At 64.3% G+C, this 18,601-nt stretch carries 17 protein-coding genes; 6 read left to right on the top strand and 11 right to left on the bottom strand.

Annotated features, from left to right (window positions below; genetic code table 11):
- Positions 1-84: 84 nt before the first annotated feature.
- Together V3388_RS11460 and yfbR are read right to left on the bottom strand one after the other, a co-directional pair.
- The gene (locus tag V3388_RS11460; RefSeq protein WP_336367686.1) at positions 85-900 is read right to left on the bottom strand and encodes an SDR family NAD(P)-dependent oxidoreductase; all 816 of its coding nucleotides are present in this window, start codon (positions 898-900) and stop codon (positions 85-87) included.
- Between the two features lie 118 nt (positions 901-1,018).
- Positions 1,019-1,615 (bottom strand): 5'-deoxynucleotidase, encoded by a 597-nt coding sequence (gene yfbR / locus V3388_RS11465; protein ID WP_336367687.1) that lies wholly within the window; start codon positions 1,613-1,615, stop codon positions 1,019-1,021.
- Between the two features lie 146 nt (positions 1,616-1,761).
- Here yfbR and V3388_RS11470 point away from each other — a divergent pair, with 146 nt between their 5' ends.
- A complete protein-coding gene (locus V3388_RS11470) occupies positions 1,762-2,586 on the top strand; it encodes a transporter substrate-binding domain-containing protein (RefSeq protein ID WP_336367688.1) in 825 nt (274 codons plus the stop codon).
- A gap of 12 nt (positions 2,587-2,598) precedes the next feature.
- Here the strand turns inward: V3388_RS11470 and V3388_RS11475 are convergent, their stop codons facing one another.
- Together V3388_RS11475 and V3388_RS11480 are read right to left on the bottom strand one after the other, a co-directional pair.
- Positions 2,599-5,448 (bottom strand): DUF748 domain-containing protein, encoded by a 2,850-nt coding sequence (locus tag V3388_RS11475; protein WP_336367689.1) that lies wholly within the window; start codon positions 5,446-5,448, stop codon positions 2,599-2,601.
- Between the two features lie 108 nt (positions 5,449-5,556).
- Positions 5,557-6,834: an MHYT domain-containing protein gene (locus V3388_RS11480; RefSeq protein WP_336367690.1), complete on the bottom strand. Its 1,278-nt coding sequence runs from the start codon at positions 6,832-6,834 to the stop codon at positions 5,557-5,559.
- Positions 6,835-7,071: 237 nt separating this feature from the next.
- Here V3388_RS11480 and pdxH point away from each other — a divergent pair, with 237 nt between their 5' ends.
- The 5 genes from pdxH (at position 7,072) to V3388_RS11505 (ending at position 9,928) form a co-directional block, all read left to right on the top strand.
- Complete coding sequence (pdxH, locus tag V3388_RS11485; protein ID WP_336367691.1) at positions 7,072-7,707, top strand: pyridoxamine 5'-phosphate oxidase; 636 nt, start codon at positions 7,072-7,074, stop codon at positions 7,705-7,707.
- Positions 7,708-7,722: 15 nt separating this feature from the next.
- Complete coding sequence (locus tag V3388_RS11490; RefSeq protein WP_336367692.1) at positions 7,723-8,523, top strand: 4'-phosphopantetheinyl transferase family protein; 801 nt, start codon at positions 7,723-7,725, stop codon at positions 8,521-8,523.
- Positions 8,520-9,113, top strand: coding sequence for a DNA-3-methyladenine glycosylase I (locus V3388_RS11495; RefSeq protein ID WP_336367693.1), 594 nt, complete (start codon positions 8,520-8,522; stop codon positions 9,111-9,113). The genes V3388_RS11490 and V3388_RS11495 overlap by 4 nt, the downstream gene beginning before the upstream one ends.
- A gap of 66 nt (positions 9,114-9,179) precedes the next feature.
- A complete protein-coding gene (locus tag V3388_RS11500; protein WP_336367694.1) occupies positions 9,180-9,485 on the top strand; it encodes a DUF6482 family protein in 306 nt (101 codons plus the stop codon).
- Complete coding sequence (locus V3388_RS11505) at positions 9,482-9,928, top strand: DUF3429 domain-containing protein (RefSeq protein ID WP_336367695.1); 447 nt, start codon at positions 9,482-9,484, stop codon at positions 9,926-9,928. Before V3388_RS11500 ends, V3388_RS11505 begins: the two co-directional genes overlap by 4 nt.
- An 85-nt stretch (positions 9,929-10,013) precedes the next feature.
- On the opposite strand, the gene V3388_RS11510 is transcribed toward V3388_RS11505, so the two are convergent.
- The 7 genes from V3388_RS11510 to V3388_RS11540 form a co-directional block, all read right to left on the bottom strand.
- Positions 10,014-11,018: a sigma-70 family RNA polymerase sigma factor gene (locus V3388_RS11510; RefSeq protein ID WP_336367696.1), complete on the bottom strand. Its 1,005-nt coding sequence runs from the start codon at positions 11,016-11,018 to the stop codon at positions 10,014-10,016.
- Between the two features lie 104 nt (positions 11,019-11,122).
- Positions 11,123-12,574, bottom strand: a complete 1,452-nt coding sequence (locus V3388_RS11515; RefSeq protein ID WP_336367697.1) for an aspartate kinase — start codon at positions 12,572-12,574, stop codon at positions 11,123-11,125.
- Between the two features lie 82 nt (positions 12,575-12,656).
- Positions 12,657-13,925, bottom strand: coding sequence for a diaminobutyrate--2-oxoglutarate transaminase (gene ectB / locus V3388_RS11520; protein ID WP_336367698.1), 1,269 nt, complete (start codon positions 13,923-13,925; stop codon positions 12,657-12,659).
- Between the two features lie 124 nt (positions 13,926-14,049).
- Positions 14,050-14,559, bottom strand: coding sequence for a diaminobutyrate acetyltransferase (gene ectA / locus V3388_RS11525; protein WP_336367699.1), 510 nt, complete (start codon positions 14,557-14,559; stop codon positions 14,050-14,052).
- A 188-nt stretch (positions 14,560-14,747) separates the two neighbouring features.
- A complete protein-coding gene (locus V3388_RS11530; RefSeq protein ID WP_336367700.1) occupies positions 14,748-15,719 on the bottom strand; it encodes a hypothetical protein in 972 nt (323 codons plus the stop codon).
- A complete protein-coding gene (locus V3388_RS11535; protein WP_336367701.1) occupies positions 15,716-17,125 on the bottom strand; it encodes a sodium:solute symporter family transporter in 1,410 nt (469 codons plus the stop codon). The genes V3388_RS11530 and V3388_RS11535 overlap by 4 nt, the downstream gene beginning before the upstream one ends.
- 455 nt (positions 17,126-17,580) lie before the next feature.
- The gene (locus V3388_RS11540) at positions 17,581-18,549 is read right to left on the bottom strand and encodes a radical SAM protein (RefSeq protein ID WP_336367702.1); all 969 of its coding nucleotides are present in this window, start codon (positions 18,547-18,549) and stop codon (positions 17,581-17,583) included.
- Between the last annotated feature and the right edge of the window lie 52 nt (positions 18,550-18,601).

The raw sequence follows: 18,601 nt of genomic DNA on the forward strand, positions 1-18,601 counted from the left end.
GAACCTCGTCCCTGGTTGAACCGCCAGTATAGACCCGAAAATGTGTCTGTAAAATGGACAGCGGGCATCCCGCCCGCCGCCGGATTATACGTACAGATTGCGCCGCGAGAAGCGTTCCACCAGCGGCTGATAGGCGGACCCGAGCAGGCGGTTGATGGCATCGATGCCCCAGGCGTCCGGACCCACCAGGATGCGGGATTCATTTTTCAGGATGCCCCGCACAATGATCTGTGCCGCCTTGTCGGGTGTGGTGATGGCCAGCTTGTCGAAGCCCTTGCGCTGGGCCTCGGCGTTCTCCGACTTGCCCATGCGCGCGGCGTTGGCGATGTTGGTGCGGATACCGCCCGGGTGCACGCAGCTGACCTGCACCGGCTGGTTCTCCAGCTTCATTTCCTGGCGCAGGGATTCGGTGAATCCGCGCACGGCGAACTTGGCGGCGTTGTAGGCGCTCTGCTTGGGCACGCCAATCAGGCCAAACACGCTGGAGATATTCACCACGTGGCCGTCGCCGGAGGCGATTAGGTGGGGCAGGAACGCCCGGGTGCCGTGGGCGACGCCCCAGAAGTCAATGTCCATGACCCAGCGGAAATCGTCATCGGTCATTTCCCGAACGGTGGCAGACAGCGCGACGCCGGCGTTGTTGATGATCAGGTTGACCTGGCCGAAATCGGCGGCCACCTGCTCGGCGTGGGCGTATATGGCGTCCCGATCGGAGACGTCCAGGCGGTAGGTGCGCACCTCGGCGCCCTGAATGCCGGCGGCCGTTTCCGCCAGTCCCGTTTCGTTCACATCGGACAGCGCCAGCCTACAGCCCCGTTTGGCCAGCAACTGGGCGAGCGCCCGGCCAATGCCGGAGCCAGCGCCGGTCACCACCGCCACCTTGTTGTTCAGATCCTTCATGGAATGCGCCTCTTATCAGGGTGTTTCAAGTAAAGCAGAGCGTGCTTGAAACGCCACTGTAGGCCGGTCTGACCGGGGCGCCTATGGCACCGGTTACCAACCGTCAGGGGCAACCCGGTCAGTCCGGTTTCAGCAGATGGTCCAGGGGTTGATCGTAGCTGCCAGCGAACACCTCGAAGAAATACCGCACCTCCGGCAGGTCCTCCTGCTCCAGGCGTCGGCGGATCTGGGCTTCAGCCGGTGCAAACTCGGGATTTCCGGCGGTCAGTTCGGCCCGGCACTTGAGCCAGGCGGAAAGCCGGTCCGCGGCCTTGATCAGCGTTCGCTCCTCCTCGCTCAAGCCGGATTCCCGAAGATACGGCTCAAAGGCCGGCCGCAGCGCCTCGGGCAGCAGGGCCAGCAGCTCGTCCTCGGCCTTGTGTTCAATATCGCCAAAGGCTTCCCGCATGACCCGGGAGTGGTATTTCACGGGAGTGGGCAGGTCGCCGGTGATCACCTCGGTGGCGTCGTGATAGAGGGCCGCGGCGGCGACCCGGTCGGCGTTGACGGTGCCGCCAAACCGGCGATTGCGCAGCAGCGCCAGGGCGTGAGCCAGGGTAGCCACTTCCCACGAGTGGGTGGCGACGTTTTCCTCGATGGCGTTACGCATCAATCCCCAGCGGCGAATCCAGCGCAGCCGGGACAGGTAGGCAAAAAACGGACTGCTTGTAGGCATGGGGTTCCTCCGACCGGCTCGCGGGCCGGTACATTTCTTTACATAAACCTGGGGCATTTTGCTGTGGCGTTCATGCCGCACCAAAATGGTTCGTGATACAGTCGAATGTAGAACAAAGAGACATACCACCAACCTCGGTGACCTGCGTGACGCGTTTTGCCCTCCTCACGGCCCTGTGGCTGCTGACCCTTATCGCCAACACCCGGCCGGCGTTCGCCGACACCGAGATTACCATCGGCGTCTACAACTTCCCCCCTATCGCTGGCATGGACGGTGACCGGGTGACGGGCCTGCTGGGCGACCTGCTCGAAACCCTTGAGGCCGTGCACCCGGGCGTTCACTTCAAGCCAGTGTACACCTCACCCCGGCGGCGCTACCTGGACTACCAGGAAGGGCTGTTCGACGTCATGTTCTTTGAAAGCGGCGACTGGGAATGGCGTAAACGAGGCGCCCTGGTGTCCCGGCCGATCCTGATGGACGAGGAATTCTACGTCGCCCTGAAAAAACCGGGGCGGGACCTGAGCTTCTTCGACGACATCGCGGACCGCCATATTCTGGCCATGGCCGGCTACCACTATGGCTTCGCCGGCCTGGAGGCCGACGACCGGGAGCTGCGCAAGCGGTTCCACATCGAGTTTTCCGACAGCCAGCAGCGTAACCTCAAGCTGATCAAGGCGGATCGGCCGTCGGTGGCCGAGGTGGCGATCATGAGCCAGTCGTTCCTGCGGGGCCACCTCGCCAAGTCCCCGAAGGATTGGGACAAACTGCTGATTTCCGACCGCCCGGATCAGACCTACAAGCTTGGTATCGTCACCCGCCCCAACGGGCCGGTGACCGCCGACGACATGATCAACCTGCTGGAGCCACTGATCGATAACGGCCAGTACCGGCTGCTGGTGGAAAAGTGGAACCTGCGGCTGCCGCCCGGGTTCTTCGCCAGCTTTGCCGATGACCGGGCCGGCGCCGAGTAATCCGCCGGGGGCCTAGCGCACGTCCAGCCGGAACGGCACCACCACGCTGCCGGCGTCGTTCACCGAGGCGTCCCGGGCGGATTCCAGCAAAAACAGCTGATCGTCCGGCACACCCTGGGTCTCTTCCATCACCTTTCTGAGGGCCAGCCCCCGCTCCCGGGCCAGGTTGCTCAGCGCCTCTGGCGGCAGCGAACGCTCACCGTTCAGGTAGGCGTCGCGGGCCTTGGCCCAGGCGTCGTCACTCAGGGGCGCCTGCCCCCCCTGGCTCAGGTCTTCCCGCAGCAGGGCCAGGCCATCCGCCTCCGGCGCCACGCTACCCCGCACGTTCAGCAGCAGGTCCGGCCGTTTGCGCAGGGCCTTGGCCAGGGCCGCCAGCTTCTCCGCCTGACCGTCCGCCAGCTCGGTGCTGCCGGGCACGAACGCCACCGAGCCCAGGTCCTCACCGCTCAGGCCAGCCAGATCCGCCAGCGAGCCGAGCATGGTAAAGGGGGAGGCCGCGGCTTTCACCAGCAGGTTCACGAAGGCGCGCATCACCACGCCACCCACGCTGAAATCCGGGTTGGACAGATCCCCGCTGACCGGCAGGTTCACATCGATCACGCCCTGCCGATTGGTCAGCAGGGCGAGGCCCAGCCGGACCGGCGCGTTGACCGCCTGCTGGCTTTTGACCTGGCGGCCCAGGGCTAGCCGATCCATCACAACCTGATTGGAGGCCTCTATCCGGGTGCCGTTGAGGCGATAGTCCAGATTCAGGTTGAGCTTGCCATTGTCCACCGCGTAGCCCAGGTACTGGGCCAGATAGGGCGACAGGGCCGGCAGGGAAAGATTCTTGGCGACCAGGGTCAGCGTGGTGCCGTCGTCGGTACCCAGCGTTCCGAGGGCGCCGTCCACCGTCAGATCGCCTACCTCGCCGACGGTGCCGGTGAGGTGCACCGAGCCCTTCTGCGGGGCGATGTTGCTGATGCCGGTAATCGCGCCCTTGAGGTTGGTCAGGGAAGTGGTAAACGCCGGCTCCAGGGTGCGGTCGGTGTAGTGCACCGAGCCCTGCTCCAGAGTGACTTCCCCGACCCGGAAGATCAGCGCCGGTGCGTCGGCACCGGACTCGCCCTGGGCCTTGTCGTCCGCTGTTCCGCTTGTGGACGCCTTGGTGTCCTCGGGCGCGGCGTCCCCGGCCGGCACCACACGCGCCAGATTGTGCACGCCGTCTGCGTTACGGATCACGTTCAGGTTCGGGCCGGCCAGGGCCACCGAGCCAATCTCCAGTCGGGCCGGGTGCACGTTGTACTCGATGGGCGACAGCCGCAGCCGGTCCCAGGCCAGCAGGGATTGCTCGGCGTCCGGCAGCCGTACCGCCAGGCGCTGAACCTCGGCAGTGCCGTTGAACGTGCCGGTGAGCGGGGTTTTCTGGCCGTCCAGATCCAGATCGCCGTCCACCGCCAGGGTGCCATCGGCGATGGCCAGGTTGGCCTGCTGGCGCACGTAGGGCTGGAACGCCGCCAGGGCAATGTCGCTACCGGACAGCGCCGCCCGCAGGGTAAAGGGCGAGGGGGTCAGTTGGCCCTTGGCGGACAAGGTGCCGCCGCTGGCCAGGCTGGCGCTCACGGAATAGTCCACCGACTCATCCAGAGCATCGGTGAGGGCGCCGGTGGTCAGGGACAGATCCGTCAGGGTCAGATCCGCCGGCTCCGGGGTGAGGGCGTCCTGCCACCGCACCCGGGACTCCGCCACTTCGATGCCGGCCACCGACCAGCGGAACGGGCCGGCGTCCGATGAGGTATCCGGTTCCGGGGCATCCGGCGCGCCGTCGTCCGCTTTGGCAAAGGGCGCCAGCCAGTTGATCTGCCCATCCTCGTCCCGGCGCACGTCGAGATCGAGCTGGCGCAGGGTCACCTGGCCGACCCGGGCCCGGCGCTGATCGAGATCGACACTGACCGCGTCCACGGACACCGAACCGGTGAGCAACTGGGGCGTTTCCGCCTCCGGAGACAGGGCCACCGCCAGGTCTTTCAGGGAGAGCTCGCCGTTGGACGTGGCCAGATGCATGCGGTCGCCGGCGGAGAACCGGTAATCGGATCGGACCGTCACGCTGCCACCCCGCAGGTCGTACGGCAGGTACGGCGCCAGGAAATGGGCCAGTACCTGATACCCCACGTTGGACAGCTGCAGTCGGCCGCTGGAGGCCAGCGGGCTGACGCTGAGCCGGCCCTGCCACTCCAGGGTCTGATCGCCCAGGGCCGCCTGCAGGGTGTAGTTGCTGGGATCGTCGTCCCGGGGCCAGGTGGCCAGATCGTTCAGGGACAGGCTCAGGGGCGTAATCCGGAACTCGGCGGGCTGGTCGCCGGTCAGGTCCCGGAACAGCAGCTCGCCGCCGTCGATGGTCAGCGCCTGGAACAGCAGGTGCACCGGCCCGGAATCCGCGGATGCCTGGGCCTCGGCGGGGGTATCGCCAGCGGCCGACGGATGCGCCCGTTGCCAGTCCCTGGCGAGATTCAGAGTGTTGCCCTTGAGCAGGTCGAGCCGGACGTAAGGCTCGGTCAGGCGGATGTCCTGGAAACCGATGATGCCCCGGGCCAGATCGAGCAGGCTGAGGTTGACGAACAGGTCGTCGAAGGCGAGCACCTTCTGGCCATCGCTGTCGCTGGCCGACACGCCCTGGACGTCGAGGGTCAGGGCAAACGGGTTCAGCCCCACGTTATCCACGGACGCCTGCCAGCCCAGTTGTTGCTCCAGTTGCGCCGGCAGGTTGCGCTCAAGCCACCAGGGCAGCACCACAAACCCCGCGACCCCATAGAGCCCGACGAGCACCAAAACAACAATCAGACTGTTTCTGGCAAGACGGCGGCGCTGACGGCTCTGAACCACGTGACCTCTCCCGGTGACATCGACGAATCAGGGGCGCAATGCCCGATGGACAACCGGGGCCTCAGGGCCCCGGTCTGTCACAAGGATAGTCATGACACGGCGGGTTTGTCAGCTCGCCCTTTGTCGACCTGGCAGAACCAGCTCCGGATTCACCCGCACGTTGGAAAACCGGCCCAGTTCCTGCGAGGGTCTGGGCACCATGGCCGCGCGAATCAGCTTGCGGCTGGAATTTCCGGTGAGCGGGAACACCGCCTGCCCCGTGCGCCACAATACCGATACGCCGGCCTGTTCCGTTCGCTGCAGCCACGCCCGCAGTTCGGCGAAGACGCCCGCCTGCGCCGGCCCCCGGTAATCCGGCAGCATGAGGAAGAACGCACTGGCGGAGTAGCGGGCCAGGGTGGCCGATTCCGGAACCATGCGACTCAGATCGCGGGCAAGCCCCTCGACCAGGGCGGCCAGGGCGTCGGCGGCCAGCCGCTGGTTCAACTCCCGGAAGTTGGCAATGTCCAGGCACACCAACGCAAACGGATGTTGCCGGGCATCGTCCCGTGCCAGCGCTTCAAGCAGGCGCTGTTCCAGTCCGGAACGGTTCGGCAAGCCGGTGGCGGGGTCCTGAAAGGCCCGCTCAACCACCCGGGCCTGCACCGCCCGGGCCTCGTCCGCCAGCCGGCGGCGCTCGCGAAGATCGGACACCGTCAGGAACAGCGTCAGCGCCAGCGCAGTAACGCAGAACGCCGCCAGCGGAATGCCCATCCACTCACCACGGACGAGGTTGTCCGCTGCGGGCACGGCGTCGGGCGGGAACGTCATGCCCAGCATGCCGGTGTAGTGCATGCCACAAATCGCCACGGCCATGGTGACGGCCGCGCCGAACTGCAGCATCAACCGGCCGCTGCCGTGCACCAGCCGCCGGCACAGGCTGAGGGCGCCACCGGAGGCCGTCAGGGCCACCACGATCGAGACCAGGAGCCAGAGGGCATCGAACTGCGCCGGCGCGGACATGCGCATGGCGTACATGCCCAGGTAGTGCATCACCACAATGCCGGTGGCCATCGCCACGGTGGCCGCCAGAAAACCGCCGCGCCCGAGTGCCGGCAGGCTGATCATCCGCAGGGCCAGGAACGAGGCCAGTACGGCGGCGCCCCAGGACACCAGGGTCAGCGTGGCATCGAACGACATCTCCACGCCCATGTCCATGGCACGCATGCCCACAAAATGCATGGTCCAGATGCCGGAACCCAGGGAAATACCGCCCAGTGCCAACCAACGGCCACGTTCCCGGCCGGTGGAAATGCCCAGGCGCAGACCGAAGTAAATCGCCGTGTAGGCCGCAAGAACGGCGACCACGAACGATGCCAGAACCAGAGTGATGTCGTAATGTCCCACGTTAAGTCCCCATCAGAGTAGAGTCACAGAGATCCCGTCCGGATGGGTCTGTCAGCGCCTTCGTCCCGAAAACTGCGGTTAGATACGCTGGGGCCGGCCGTTGGCGTTCGGAATTTCGTGTTTTTCTGTAACCGTTATCGACACAACCACCCTCGCCCCTCACTCGCGGCATGACGTTGAACCCGCTATCCTCTGCGTTCGTAACACCACGCAGGCGGTACTGACGAGGAGACGTGGATGGACATCGGTGATATGCGCCGTGATTTTGAAAGTGAAGGACTGGACCGGGGCGACCTCAACGACAACCCGGTAGCCCAATTCCAGACCTGGTTCGAACAGGCCCGGGACGGGGGCATTCTGGAGCCCAACGCCATGTCACTGGCCACGGCGGGTGCAGACGGCCAGCCGGACATTCGCACCGTGCTGCTCAAGTATTTCGATGAGCAGGGCTTTGTCTTCTATACCAACTACGGCAGCCGCAAGGCCCACGAACTGTCGGAGAACCCCCGGGCGGCGCTGCTGTTCCCCTGGCTTGACCTGAACCGTCAGGTGCGTATCCAGGGCCCGGTGGAGAAAGTGAGCAAAGCCGAGTCCCTGCGTTATTTCGCCTCGCGCCCCCGAGGCAGTCAGATCGGCGCCTGGGTGTCCGAGCAGAGCCGGGCGATTACCTCACGGGGCCTGCTGGAACAGAAAGTGGCCGAGATGAAGCGGAAGTTCGCCAGCGGCGAGGTGCCACTGCCGGACTTCTGGGGCGGCTACCGGGTGGTGCCGGAGCGGATCGAATTCTGGCAGGGCCGGCCCAGCCGCCTGCACGATCGCTTTGAGTATGTGCGCACCGACGGTGGCTGGCGCATCGATCGTCTTCAGCCCTGAGGGTCGCCCTGCCGTATGCCCTCCATCTGGCTGTGCCATCAGGTTGCCGAATCCGCCCCAACCCCGGGCTGGTTGCTGCCGGCGGAAGCCGAGACCGTCGCACGGCTGGGTAGCCCTCGGCGCCGGGAATTCCTGAGCTCCCGCTGGCTGATTCGCCAGGCCCTCGCCCTGGCCAGCGATGAGCGCCCCGAGGCATGCGCCCCGGTGACCGGACGGCCGGTGCAGTCCGCCCGGCCGCCGGGCTGGAGGCTCAGCCTCAGCCACAGCCACGGCCTGTGTGCCTGCGCGGTGGGCGATTCCGATGCCCTCGGCATCGATCTGGAACCCCGGGGCCGGCATCCCCAGTGGCAGAGGGTGGTGCGCCGTTGGTTTTCCGAGGCTGAGCAGACCTGGCTGCTGGCCCGGGATAACCCGGAAGATTTTCTGGTGGCCTGGACCCTGAAAGAAGCCTGGCTGAAAGCCACCGGCCGGGGCATTGCCGGCAACCTGCAGACGCTGGAGATCGGTCCGGGATTTATACTCACCGGCGACACCGCACTCGCCGGCTGGCATGCCGCCTGTTTTGACTGCGAGGGCTATCTGGTCACCCTGGTTTACCGGCGCCGGGACGGCACCGACCATCCCAGCGGCTGGCCCCCCATCCAGCTGCTGGAGCCGCCGCCGGAGGATCTGGCCCTGAGCCAGGCCGAACGCCTCCCCACACTGTGGGAACCGTTTCTGCAGCGGTCCATCACGCCACGGCCGGCGGCCTGGACCAGCGACGTGCGGCCGGGGCAACCGGTCGTCTGTAAATCCGAGACCAAGGAACGCCCATGACCGTCGACGAACGCTGCCCCTGGTGCGGTACCGACCCGGGTTACGTGCATTATCACGACACCGTCTGGGGCCGCCCGGAGTTTGATCCTCTGGCCCTGTTCGAGAAACTGTGCCTGGACGGCCAGCAAGCGGGGCTGAGCTGGCTGGTGATTCTGCGAAAACAAGCCAGCTACCGGGAGGCCTTCGAGGGTTTCGACCCGGAACGCATCGTCACCTTTGACGAGGCCCGCATTGCCCGGCTGCTGACCAATCCGGGCATCGTCCGCAACCGGCTGAAGGTAACGTCCATCATCAAGAACGCCCGGGGCTACCTGGCACTGCGGGACCGGGGCGTGGATTTTACCGAATTTCTGTGGTCGTTCGTGGGGGGCGAGCCGGTGCAGAACCACTGGCGCTCGATCGGCGAGGTGCCCACCCAGACACCGGCCTCGGAGGCCCTGTCCCGGGCCCTGCGCAAGGAAGGCTTCAATTTTGTCGGCCCCACCATTGTGTACGCGTTCATGCAGGCCACCGGCATGGTCAACGACCACCTGGTGACCTGTCCACAGCACGCCGAGTGCAAGGCCGAGCATCGGCCACTGCCAGACTGATCCTGTGGCCGCCCCGGGTCGTATCTCTTGGACCTATGAAGTACCGTGCAACACCGGAGCGCCACTGTGAGAATCACCTTCGAACAACTCAGGAACACCAGGGACCTGGTGATTGACCTTCTGGAAATCCTGTCGCTTGAAGGCCAGCGCTACATGGCCAGGCTGGTCATCGGCGAGCAGACGCTGCTGCTCTCCGGCCGGGATGGCACCACCCGGCTATTCCGAAGCGCCTGGGAAGTGCAGGACGCACTGGCCGCCTTCACCGTAAAGGAGACCCAGGTGGTGCACCCCTCGGCCTATCATGAAATGGTGGGGATGGCGCCGGCCGATATCGAACCGCTCAGGATTCGGGTTCAGAGGCAATCGTCGTGATTTCCGTCGCCCGGCTCGCCTATCTGGTGGGCATTGCCGGTCTCATTCCCTTCCTGCTGACCACCTTCGGCCTCTGGCTGATGCCTGAGCGCAGTGACGAAATCCTGGGCTACTTCTACCTCTACAGCGCCGGCATTCTGGCGTTTATGGCCGGGGTCTACTGGCCCATCGCGATGCAGCTGGAAAACCGCTGCTACCCGCTGTCGCCGCTGGTGACCATGGTATTGAGCCAGGTGTTTTTCGTGGCCGCCGGCATTGGCCTGCTGCTGCCGCCACTGGCGCAGTTCATACTCTACGGGCTGGCCTATCTCGCCCTGTACGTGGTGGATGTCCGCTGGATGCGTCAATACTGGCCGGACTGGTACCGGCGTATCCGCTTGCTGCTGACCTCCGTGGTCCTGCTCTGCCAGGTCGCCGTTGGTATTTGGCTACTGGCCCACTGACGATCCGAGCCCGGTCTTGGCGCCAGATGTGACGCCTGACCGACCTTGACCCATGATGTTATCCAACGACGCCCGAGCAGGGAGCTCAGGCGCCGTACGCCTCATCCAGCCGCACAAAGCGGCTTTGCAGTTTCTTCAACGCGCCTTTTTCGATCTGCCTTACCCGCTCCCGGCTGATGCCCAGGTTGTCGGAAATCACCTGAAGGGTTTCCGGCGCAGGCAGGTCCAGGCCAAAGCGACGGGCCAGAATGTCCCGCTCTCGCTCGGTCAGCTCGGCGAGCATGGCCCGCAGCGCCCGCCGCCGATCCCGTTCCGCCATGGGATGGTCCGGCGTCATGCGGCTGGAACCGGCCAGGCTGTCGCCCAGTGTGATGCTGCTGTCGTCGAGCAGGGGCGCGTCGGTGGACACTTCCCGGCTCGCCAGGGCGCGCAGCTCGCCAATGCGGGACGGTGACGCTTCCATTTCCCGTGCCAGCTCGGCCTGGGACGGCTCCCGGCCCAGGGCCCGGTTGAGCCGCAACGACACCCGTTGCAGCTCGCGGATCTCGTCCACCACGCCCTCAGGGGTGTGCACCACGCGCACGCCCCGCTGCAGGCAGCGTTTGACCTCTTCGCTGATCCACCAGTAGGCGTAGGTGGAAAAGCGGAATCCTTTGGACGGATCAAATCGCTCGGCGGCCTTGATCAGCCCCACGTTGGCGTCCTGGATCAGGTCCGGCATGGGAATGCCATGCTGGCCAAAACGACGGGCAATGTGCACCGCCAGGCGCAGGTTGCTCTGAATCAGCGTGCGCCGGCAATCGAGGGACAGGTGATAGGCTCGACGGCATCGGGTCGTCAGCGCGCCGGCGTCGCCGAGGCTGCCAATAATTTCGCGGAACGTGTGAGGGGTATCCTCCGGCAACGCCAGTTCCCGGTGGATGACTCGGAAGCACAGGCTCAGGCGGCGGGAGAGCCGCTTTTCCTGGTCTTCCGTCAGAATCTGATAGCGGGACGCATCCCGGAAGTACAGCCCAACCAGGGAATCCCGGTCGTTGTCTCGGGCTGGCGTCTGAGACGGCCCCGTCCGGTCGAGTTGTTCAATGACCATGGCACCGATCGTCGTGTAAGAATGTATTGGGAATTACGTGAGGGACCGGCCCATGGATTCATGCCGGGCGCCGGATGACGGCGCCCGGATACGTTGGCAGGCGGTTATTCGAGGGACGCTGCGACAATGGCGTATTCGTGATTGTGGGGTTCGATCAGCGCCCCGTGCAGGGCGGCAATCGCATCCTCGTAGTGGCTCTCGTCGATCACGAACTGGATGTCCACCTGGCGCATGCACTGGTGAATGGCCAGCACGCTGATTTCCCGGTCGGCGAGGGACTTCACGGATCGGGACAGGATGCCCGGCACCTTCATGTCACTGCCGATGGCGGACACCAGCGCCACCTTACGTGTGCTGATCTCGGCGTTGGGGAACACCTCCTCCAGCGCCTTGACCACCCGCTTGACGTGTTTGAGGGTAGTGTCCACGTAGTGGGTGATGGTGTTGGCGTTGGTGTCCTTGGACATGAACCGCACCTTGAAGCGGGTGAGCACGTCCAGGATCTTCCGGTCCGAGCCCGGCTCGCCCTGCATGTCCTGATCAAACACCTCAATGGCGAACACGCCCTTGGCGCCGGCCACGATTTCCACCTGGGCCGTCTCACTGACGTAATCGCCGGTGATCAGGGTACCGGTGTGCTCCGGCTCGAAGGTGTTCATCACCCGCAGCGGAATTTCGTTCTGGCGCAGGCCTTTGCCGGCCCGGGGGTGAATGGCTTCCATTCCCAAATTGGCAAGCTGGTCCGCCACGTCGTAGTTGGTGCGGCCCAGGGGTACCACTTTGCCCTCGCCGACGATCTTCGGGTCCGCCGAACTCAGGTGGTATTCCTTGTGGATGATGGCTTCCCGGGCGTGGGTGATGACCGCAATCCGGCTGAAGGTCATCTCGCTGTAGCCCCGATCGAAGGTGCGCATGAGGCCTTCCTTGCACTGGGCGTAGCCGGTCACGATCGGCAACTCCCGGCTCAGGTCGATGCTGTCGAAGGCCCGCTGCAGTTTTTCGTCCAGGGGCAGCAGCTCCGAGTCGCGCCAGCCGGTGAGATCCACAAACCGGGCATTCACGCCTTCCTGCTGGAGCTTGAGGGCCGTATTGAAAGCGCTGTGGGCCTCACCGATGCCCGCCAGCATTTCCCGCACGGTCAGCAGATGCTCTTCCAGCTGGAACTGGCCGTAGGAGCACAGGCGCTGCAGATCGATCAGACAGCCACGAACGCCTTCGACGCGGTCGGTAATGAACTGGTCCGCCTGCTGCTTGAGCATCGGGTCCGGAAACAGCTCGCCGTTGATGTCGGTGAGCAGCTTGACCAGTTTGGTGAGGTCGTCGCCCCAGGCCCAGTCGGACTCGGCGTCGGCGAACAGGGCGTAAACCCCGGGTTCACCGGTCTTCTTGTGCTCCAGCAGCTCGTTGGTGACGCCACCGTAGGCCGACACCACGAAGATGCGTTGGTAAAGGTCGTCCCCGGTTCGCTGGCCAACGATGATGTTGTCCCGGACGGCCTCGTAGTTACTCATGGAAGTACCGCCGATTTTCTCGACGGTATGCTGTGCGGTTGTCATGATTCTGCCTTTGCTGTCCTGCGCATGGTTGTCCTGATGATCGCTGATCGGATGATAACGGCCGGGGCCTGGCGGGCGTCCCTCAGGACGCCTCGCTGATGCCCTCCTGCATGATCTCGTCCACGCTCTCGGCGAGCAGCGCGATGCCCTGCTTCAGGTCGGCCTCGCTGGTGGTCAGCGGCATCAGGCACTTGATGACTTCGTCCCTCGGGCCACTGGTTTCGATAATCAGGCCCTTCTCAAACGCCCGCTTGGTGATCGGCCCGGTCAGGTCCGGGCGCTTGGCGGAAATGCCCCGCATCATGCCGCGACCCTTCAAGTGGAACTCACCCGGGTACTTGTCGCAGATCGCCTGCAGACCGTTGCCGAGCACCTCGCTCTTGGCCTTGACCTCGTTGGCGAAAGCGTCGTCTTTCCAGTAGGTCTCGATCGCCGCACGGGCGGTGATGAAGGCCATGTTGTTGCCCCGGAAGGTACCGTTGTGCTCGCCCGGATCCCACACGTCCAGCTCCGGCTTGAACAGCACCAGCGCCATCGGCAGGCCGTACCCGGACAGGGACTTGGACACGGTGACGATGTCCGGTTTGATGCCGGCAAACTCAAAGCTGAAGAACTCACCGGTGCGGCCATTGCCCGCCTGGATGTCGTCCACGATCAGCAGGATGTCGTGCTTCTTGCACAGCTCGGACAGGCCCTTGAGCCATTCCGCGCGGGCCGCGTTCAGGCCGCCCTCGCCCTGTACCGCCTCGACGATCACCGCCGCCGGCAGCTCGGTGCCGGAGGAGTTGTCGGACAGTACCTTGTCCATGATCTTCAGGGTGTCGACGTCCTCGCCCAGATAGCCATCGTAGAACAGGAAGTCGACGTTGCCGAGGGGCACGCCCACGCCGCCACGGTGGTGCTGGTTACCGGTGGTGGCCACCGCACCCATGGTGACGCCGTGGAAGCCGTTGGTGAAGGAAATCACGCCGCTGCGGCCTTTCACCTTCCGAGCCAGCTTCAGGGCCGCTTCCACACAGTTGGTGCCGGTCGGGCCGGTGAACTGCATTTTGTAGTCCAGGCCGCGGGGCTCCAGGATGTGGCTCTTGTAGCTTTCCATGAAGTCGTGCTTGGCGGTGGTGAACAGGTCCAGGCCCTGGCTCACGCCGTCTGATTCGATGTACTCAAGCAGCGCCTTCTTGAGGATGTCGTTGTTGTGGCCGTAGTTCAGGGAACCGGCACCGGCCAGAAAGTCCAGGTACGCCTTGCCGTCCTCGGTGTACAGATGGGCATTCTTGGCCCGGTTGAACACCACCGGGAAGGCCCGGGAGTAAACGCGTACTTCAGATTCAGTGGACTTGAAAATTTCCATCGTCTTGCCTCTTAGCATGTCAGGTTCGAGGTAGGGGTTCGGTCAGTCGAGCGGCAGTGGCAGGCCCACCTCGGGTCACCTGCCGGCCAGAATCGGGAGTCCGGCGCACGCCGGGCGGGAGCCACTACGGGTGGAAAGGACCAATGCGCAGCAGGAACTCGGAATCGTGCTGGCCGCCGAAGTGCGCGTCCTTCTCAAAGAACTCGTGATACTCCAGCTCGGCACCCATGTCCCGGGCGAAAGAACGGAACAGCGCCCAGGAGGCTTCGTTGTCCGCCGTGATGGTGGTCTCCAGATGGGTCACGTCGCCGCAGGCATCCCGGTCAACAATGGCCTTGAGCATGCGCTTGGCGAGGCCTTCGCCCCGGCCTTTCTCGTGCACCGCCACCTGCCACACGAACAGGGTGTCGGGTTTGGCGGGAGGGATGTAGCCGGAGATGAAGCCCACCAGGTCGCCGTCTTTCTCGGCGGCCACGCCGGTGTCGGCAAAGTGGCTGCACTGCAGGAGGTTACAGTACATGGAGTTGGGGTCCAGCGGTGGGCATTCTGCCACCAGCTGGTGGAGCCGGAAGCCATCCTCCTTGGTCGGTTTCCGAAGGCGGATGGCGGTGGTATTCGACGGATCTGATGTCATAGCGTGATCGTTCCGCTCAAAAAGTTAGCCCTAAATTATATAGACCACAAAATACTTTTCAAGTCGGACCACAGGTTTGGGCCAGCAAACCCCTCGTCTTGAGTGGCCAAATGCGTTTGCACGGTTTTTAAAGAATAGCGGGAGATTCCCGGTTCGCCAGAAGGACATCGACACCGTGCGCGGACCGGTCAGGTGGCGGGAAAGCGAACGTCATTCGCGCTCAACCGTGTTCCGCAGGCCAGCCGGGCGCGGTAGGACACCGCCGCGTCGGAACCGGCCGGCCAGAGCCGGTCAAACCGGCTCAACCAGCGGCCCGAATCAAACGCCACAGGCACCAGGCCAAGGTGCAGCGGGCCTCCTGGCGCTTCGCAGGTCATTGCGACGACCGCTTCGTCCAGAGGCGGCAGGGGTGAAAGCCGGACCACCAGCCCCCGTGGATCGTCCTTGAGGTTGCCCATGCCGGCAGAGCCATTGTTGCTTACCCAGCGGGGGCGAGGCTGCCCCTGATCGTGCACCTGGCCCTGCCAAAGCACCGGGAGGCAGGTGTGGGTGCAGACTATGCCGTCCACGCCGGTCGCCTGGAACCACCGATCCAATTCCGTGCGGTTACCGGCGGCAAACGCCTCGTGGGCCAGCCCCCAGCCGGCGAGGGATTCCGGATCGCCGTGCAGCACCAGAATCTTTAGGCCTCCAAAGAACAAGCACCGGTAACGGGGCAGGTCGGCCAGCGCCCGCGTCAGCGTCGGATGCCGCGCCGCGACCGTCTTCAGGCGTTCCATGATGCGGTTCGAGCGGTCCACCACGCCCTGGTCCACAAAGTCCGGGTAAGCGCAGCCGCAACCGGCGCCCGGGCTGGGATTGGCCAGCTCGTACTCGACGTTGCCAAGCTGGGCGGTGTGGGCCAGCACCCGGCGGTTCACCGCCTCGAACAGATCATCGCTGGCGTTGAACCAGTTGAAATCCCCGTTGAATATCAGCTGAACCCGCCGGCCAGCCGCCACCTCCCGCTCTGCCATGGTTTCGATGGCGTCGAGGGCATCCAGGTTGCCGTAGAGGCCGCCGACCACATACACCACGTCGGCCTCCACGGGCACCGGGTCCCGCTCCAGGGTCTCGGGGGCGTAGCGATAGGCCAGCGGGCAACTGCGCCCGTCCGTCACGACCGAACCTCTCCGGTGGCGAGGCCACGGCCTGCCAGCCGACGCAGCAGCAGCGGCAGGAAGAACGCCGCCGTGCAGATCAGGAAGCCCCAGGCATTCACCCCCAGCAGCAATGCGTAGGCGCCGTTACCAATGGCCCAGCCCTGGGGAATGCCTCCGAGCGCCAGCAGCACACCCATCACCAGGCCGCTCCAGAAACTCAGGTGAAAACTCCAGGGCGACCAGCGGGTCACGCCGTAGAACAGAAACACCGGCGCCAGCCCCATGACCATGGTGCCGGAGATGGTGGTGGCTTTGAGGATGTCGGTGCCGGCAAACATGGGCAGGTTCCCCAGCAGGGCAAAAACCACCATGATCGTCGCCCCCAACCGCCGGCTCGGCAGGCGCTCACCAACCCGCTTGGCCAACCGGGGCAAATCCACCGCCAGGGACTTGGCCAGGGAGGTAAACGTGGAATCCAGGGTGGAGCCGGCGGACGTCATCATCACCACGCTCATGAAGAACAACGCCGCCAGCCCCAGGGACTGGCCCACCGCCGCCGGCGCGTTGCCCATGGCGTCGATACCGTTCAGGCGGGCGTGCACACCCACGAGGCTGAAAATGAACACCGCCACGAACCCCAGCAACCCGGCCACCACGAAGCTGCGGAGCATGGTTTTCTCCCGGTTCACAAAGCCCCGGTCGGTCAGCACGGGATCGTGGAAGGGGTAACTGAAGATCTGCAGGAGCGCCACCAGCAGCAGGTCAAAGCCCGCATCCAGGCGGAAGCTGCCGTTGGTAAGCAGGGCGGAGGCGTCGTTGGCCGGCACAATCAGGAACAGCACCGCGCCGACAAAGAACACAAACACCACCGCCTGAATCACATCCGTAAAAATCGACGACCGCAGCCCGCCCTTGAGGCTGTAGGCCAGGGTAAAGGCGGTAAACAGCATGGCCGCCGTGTAGTACTGCCACTGCCCCGGCTGGCCAAAGTAGCCCCCGACCACTGCCGTGTTGCTCCAGATCTCGTTGTACAGCCGAATCAGAATCGCCGCGGCAAACGCCAGCGCCGCCAGCCGCCCGAACCGAGACACCAGAAACTCCTGCAGGCTCCGGGCCCCGGTCTGCGTCCGGATCAGGTAAATCACATAACCGGCCACCGGAATCGACAGCCAGTAGCTGGCATAGGCGAGACCACCCACCACGCCATAGGCCGCCCCCAAGTTGGCCGCGTTGGTCACGGACTTGGCAAAAATCCAACTGATAAAAATGCTCGCCGTCAGCGACCACTGCCCCACCGGATTGCCCTGATCGTCCGCCCCCCGATAAAACGACTCCGCGTTCCGGCTCTTGGGCGACAGCGCGTACATCACGATGCCGTAAACCAGCAGAAAGCCCCAGAACAGGGCGGCTTCGGGTGTGTTCATGGTGTATTGTTCCTTGTTGGGTGCTTTCCTGGGTTTTGTTATCCGGGGCCTTGTCCGGGGTTTCAGGTTCTGGTGGCTGCAGGGATAGGGCGGGCCTGGGTCAAAAAAACGCCCGTGAATACGTCCCTGTAGGGCTCGGTCGCGCCATCCCTGGCGCTCCACGTTTTTTGACCCAGGCCCGCCCTATCCCCGCTTCTGAATTCCCAAGTGCCCGCCCCGATGAATAAGTTGCCCAACGACCCATTCACGGCCAAAGCACCCCGTGTTCGTCATTATTCTTTTTTTCATTTCAAATTATCGGTCTTTGCAAAGTCGTCGCCGCGGTCTGGGGGGTGGGGGTGTGTTTTTCCGCCGGGAAACGGTGTCTGAGCGAAGCGAGTTCGTTTCCCAAGGAAAAACACACCCCCACCCCCCAGGCCGCCAACTCCCAACCCACCAAACAAAAGGCAAAAAAATCACCCAGGCGCCGAACAACTAGCCCCAAACCGATAACAGGCAAAACACCGGTGATGCCGCAACATAATCCGCTCGTCCAGACTCTCCGCCAGCGTCCCGCCCAGATCGTACTGCGGATCATCATCCACCAAGGTACAGGCATACACCCGCACCTGATCGCCCCGCTTCACCAGCATCCGCGTATAGGTACACATGAAATGCGAGCGGGACTCCCGGGACGGATACTTCTCCATGCACGTCTCCGTCACCTCCGGACTGCCATCGTCCGACCCCGGCGTACCCAGATCCGGAAACGCCGTAAACGCCAGATCCTCCGGAATGCCCCAATCCCGGAAAATCGCCCGGAACGCCGCCTCAACCTGCGCCGGATCCTCTCCGGGATCGGTCTGGCGGGCGATGGACACCTTGAACCCAACGGACACCAGCCACTCGATGCCCGCCAGCGCCTGGTCAAAACTGCCCTCGCCCCGGTCCTTGTCATGACGGGCGCGATCCGGGAAATCGAGACTCACCCGAAAGTGGATCGGGTGCGGATTGTCCAGCAGCGGCAACACCTGGTGGCGGCGCTTGAGCAGCGGCTCAGTGGCGTTGGTGAGCACAAAACAGGGGCGGTGCCGGCTGGCGTAATCCAGAATGTTCACGAAATCCCGGATCACGAACGGCTCGCCGCCGGTGAACGAAAACTGCGCCACCCCCAAATCCATCGCCTCGTGGATGAACGGCTCGACGTCACTGAGCTTCATGCCCGGAATGCGCCCGTCGCCAGGGTGGGAGCCTTCCAGGCAGAACGGGCACGAGAGATTGCACGCGGTACCGGTGTGAATCCACAGCTCACGCAAGGCATCGGAGTCGATATAACCCCGGGGGTCGCCGTTGCGGGTGTGGGTCCAGCTGTCCCGGGCCCGGGGTTCCAGAACCTCGACCACGGGAATGCGCTTTCGGGACTCCCGGACTTCGGTCAGAGACATAACAGCTCCTTCATTCGATCAAACCGGATCTCAGTGGCAGACACCGTTCCGG

This window comes from Marinobacter sp. C2H3 (assembly GCF_037080155.1).
Lineage (GTDB): Bacteria > Pseudomonadota > Gammaproteobacteria > Pseudomonadales > Oleiphilaceae > Marinobacter.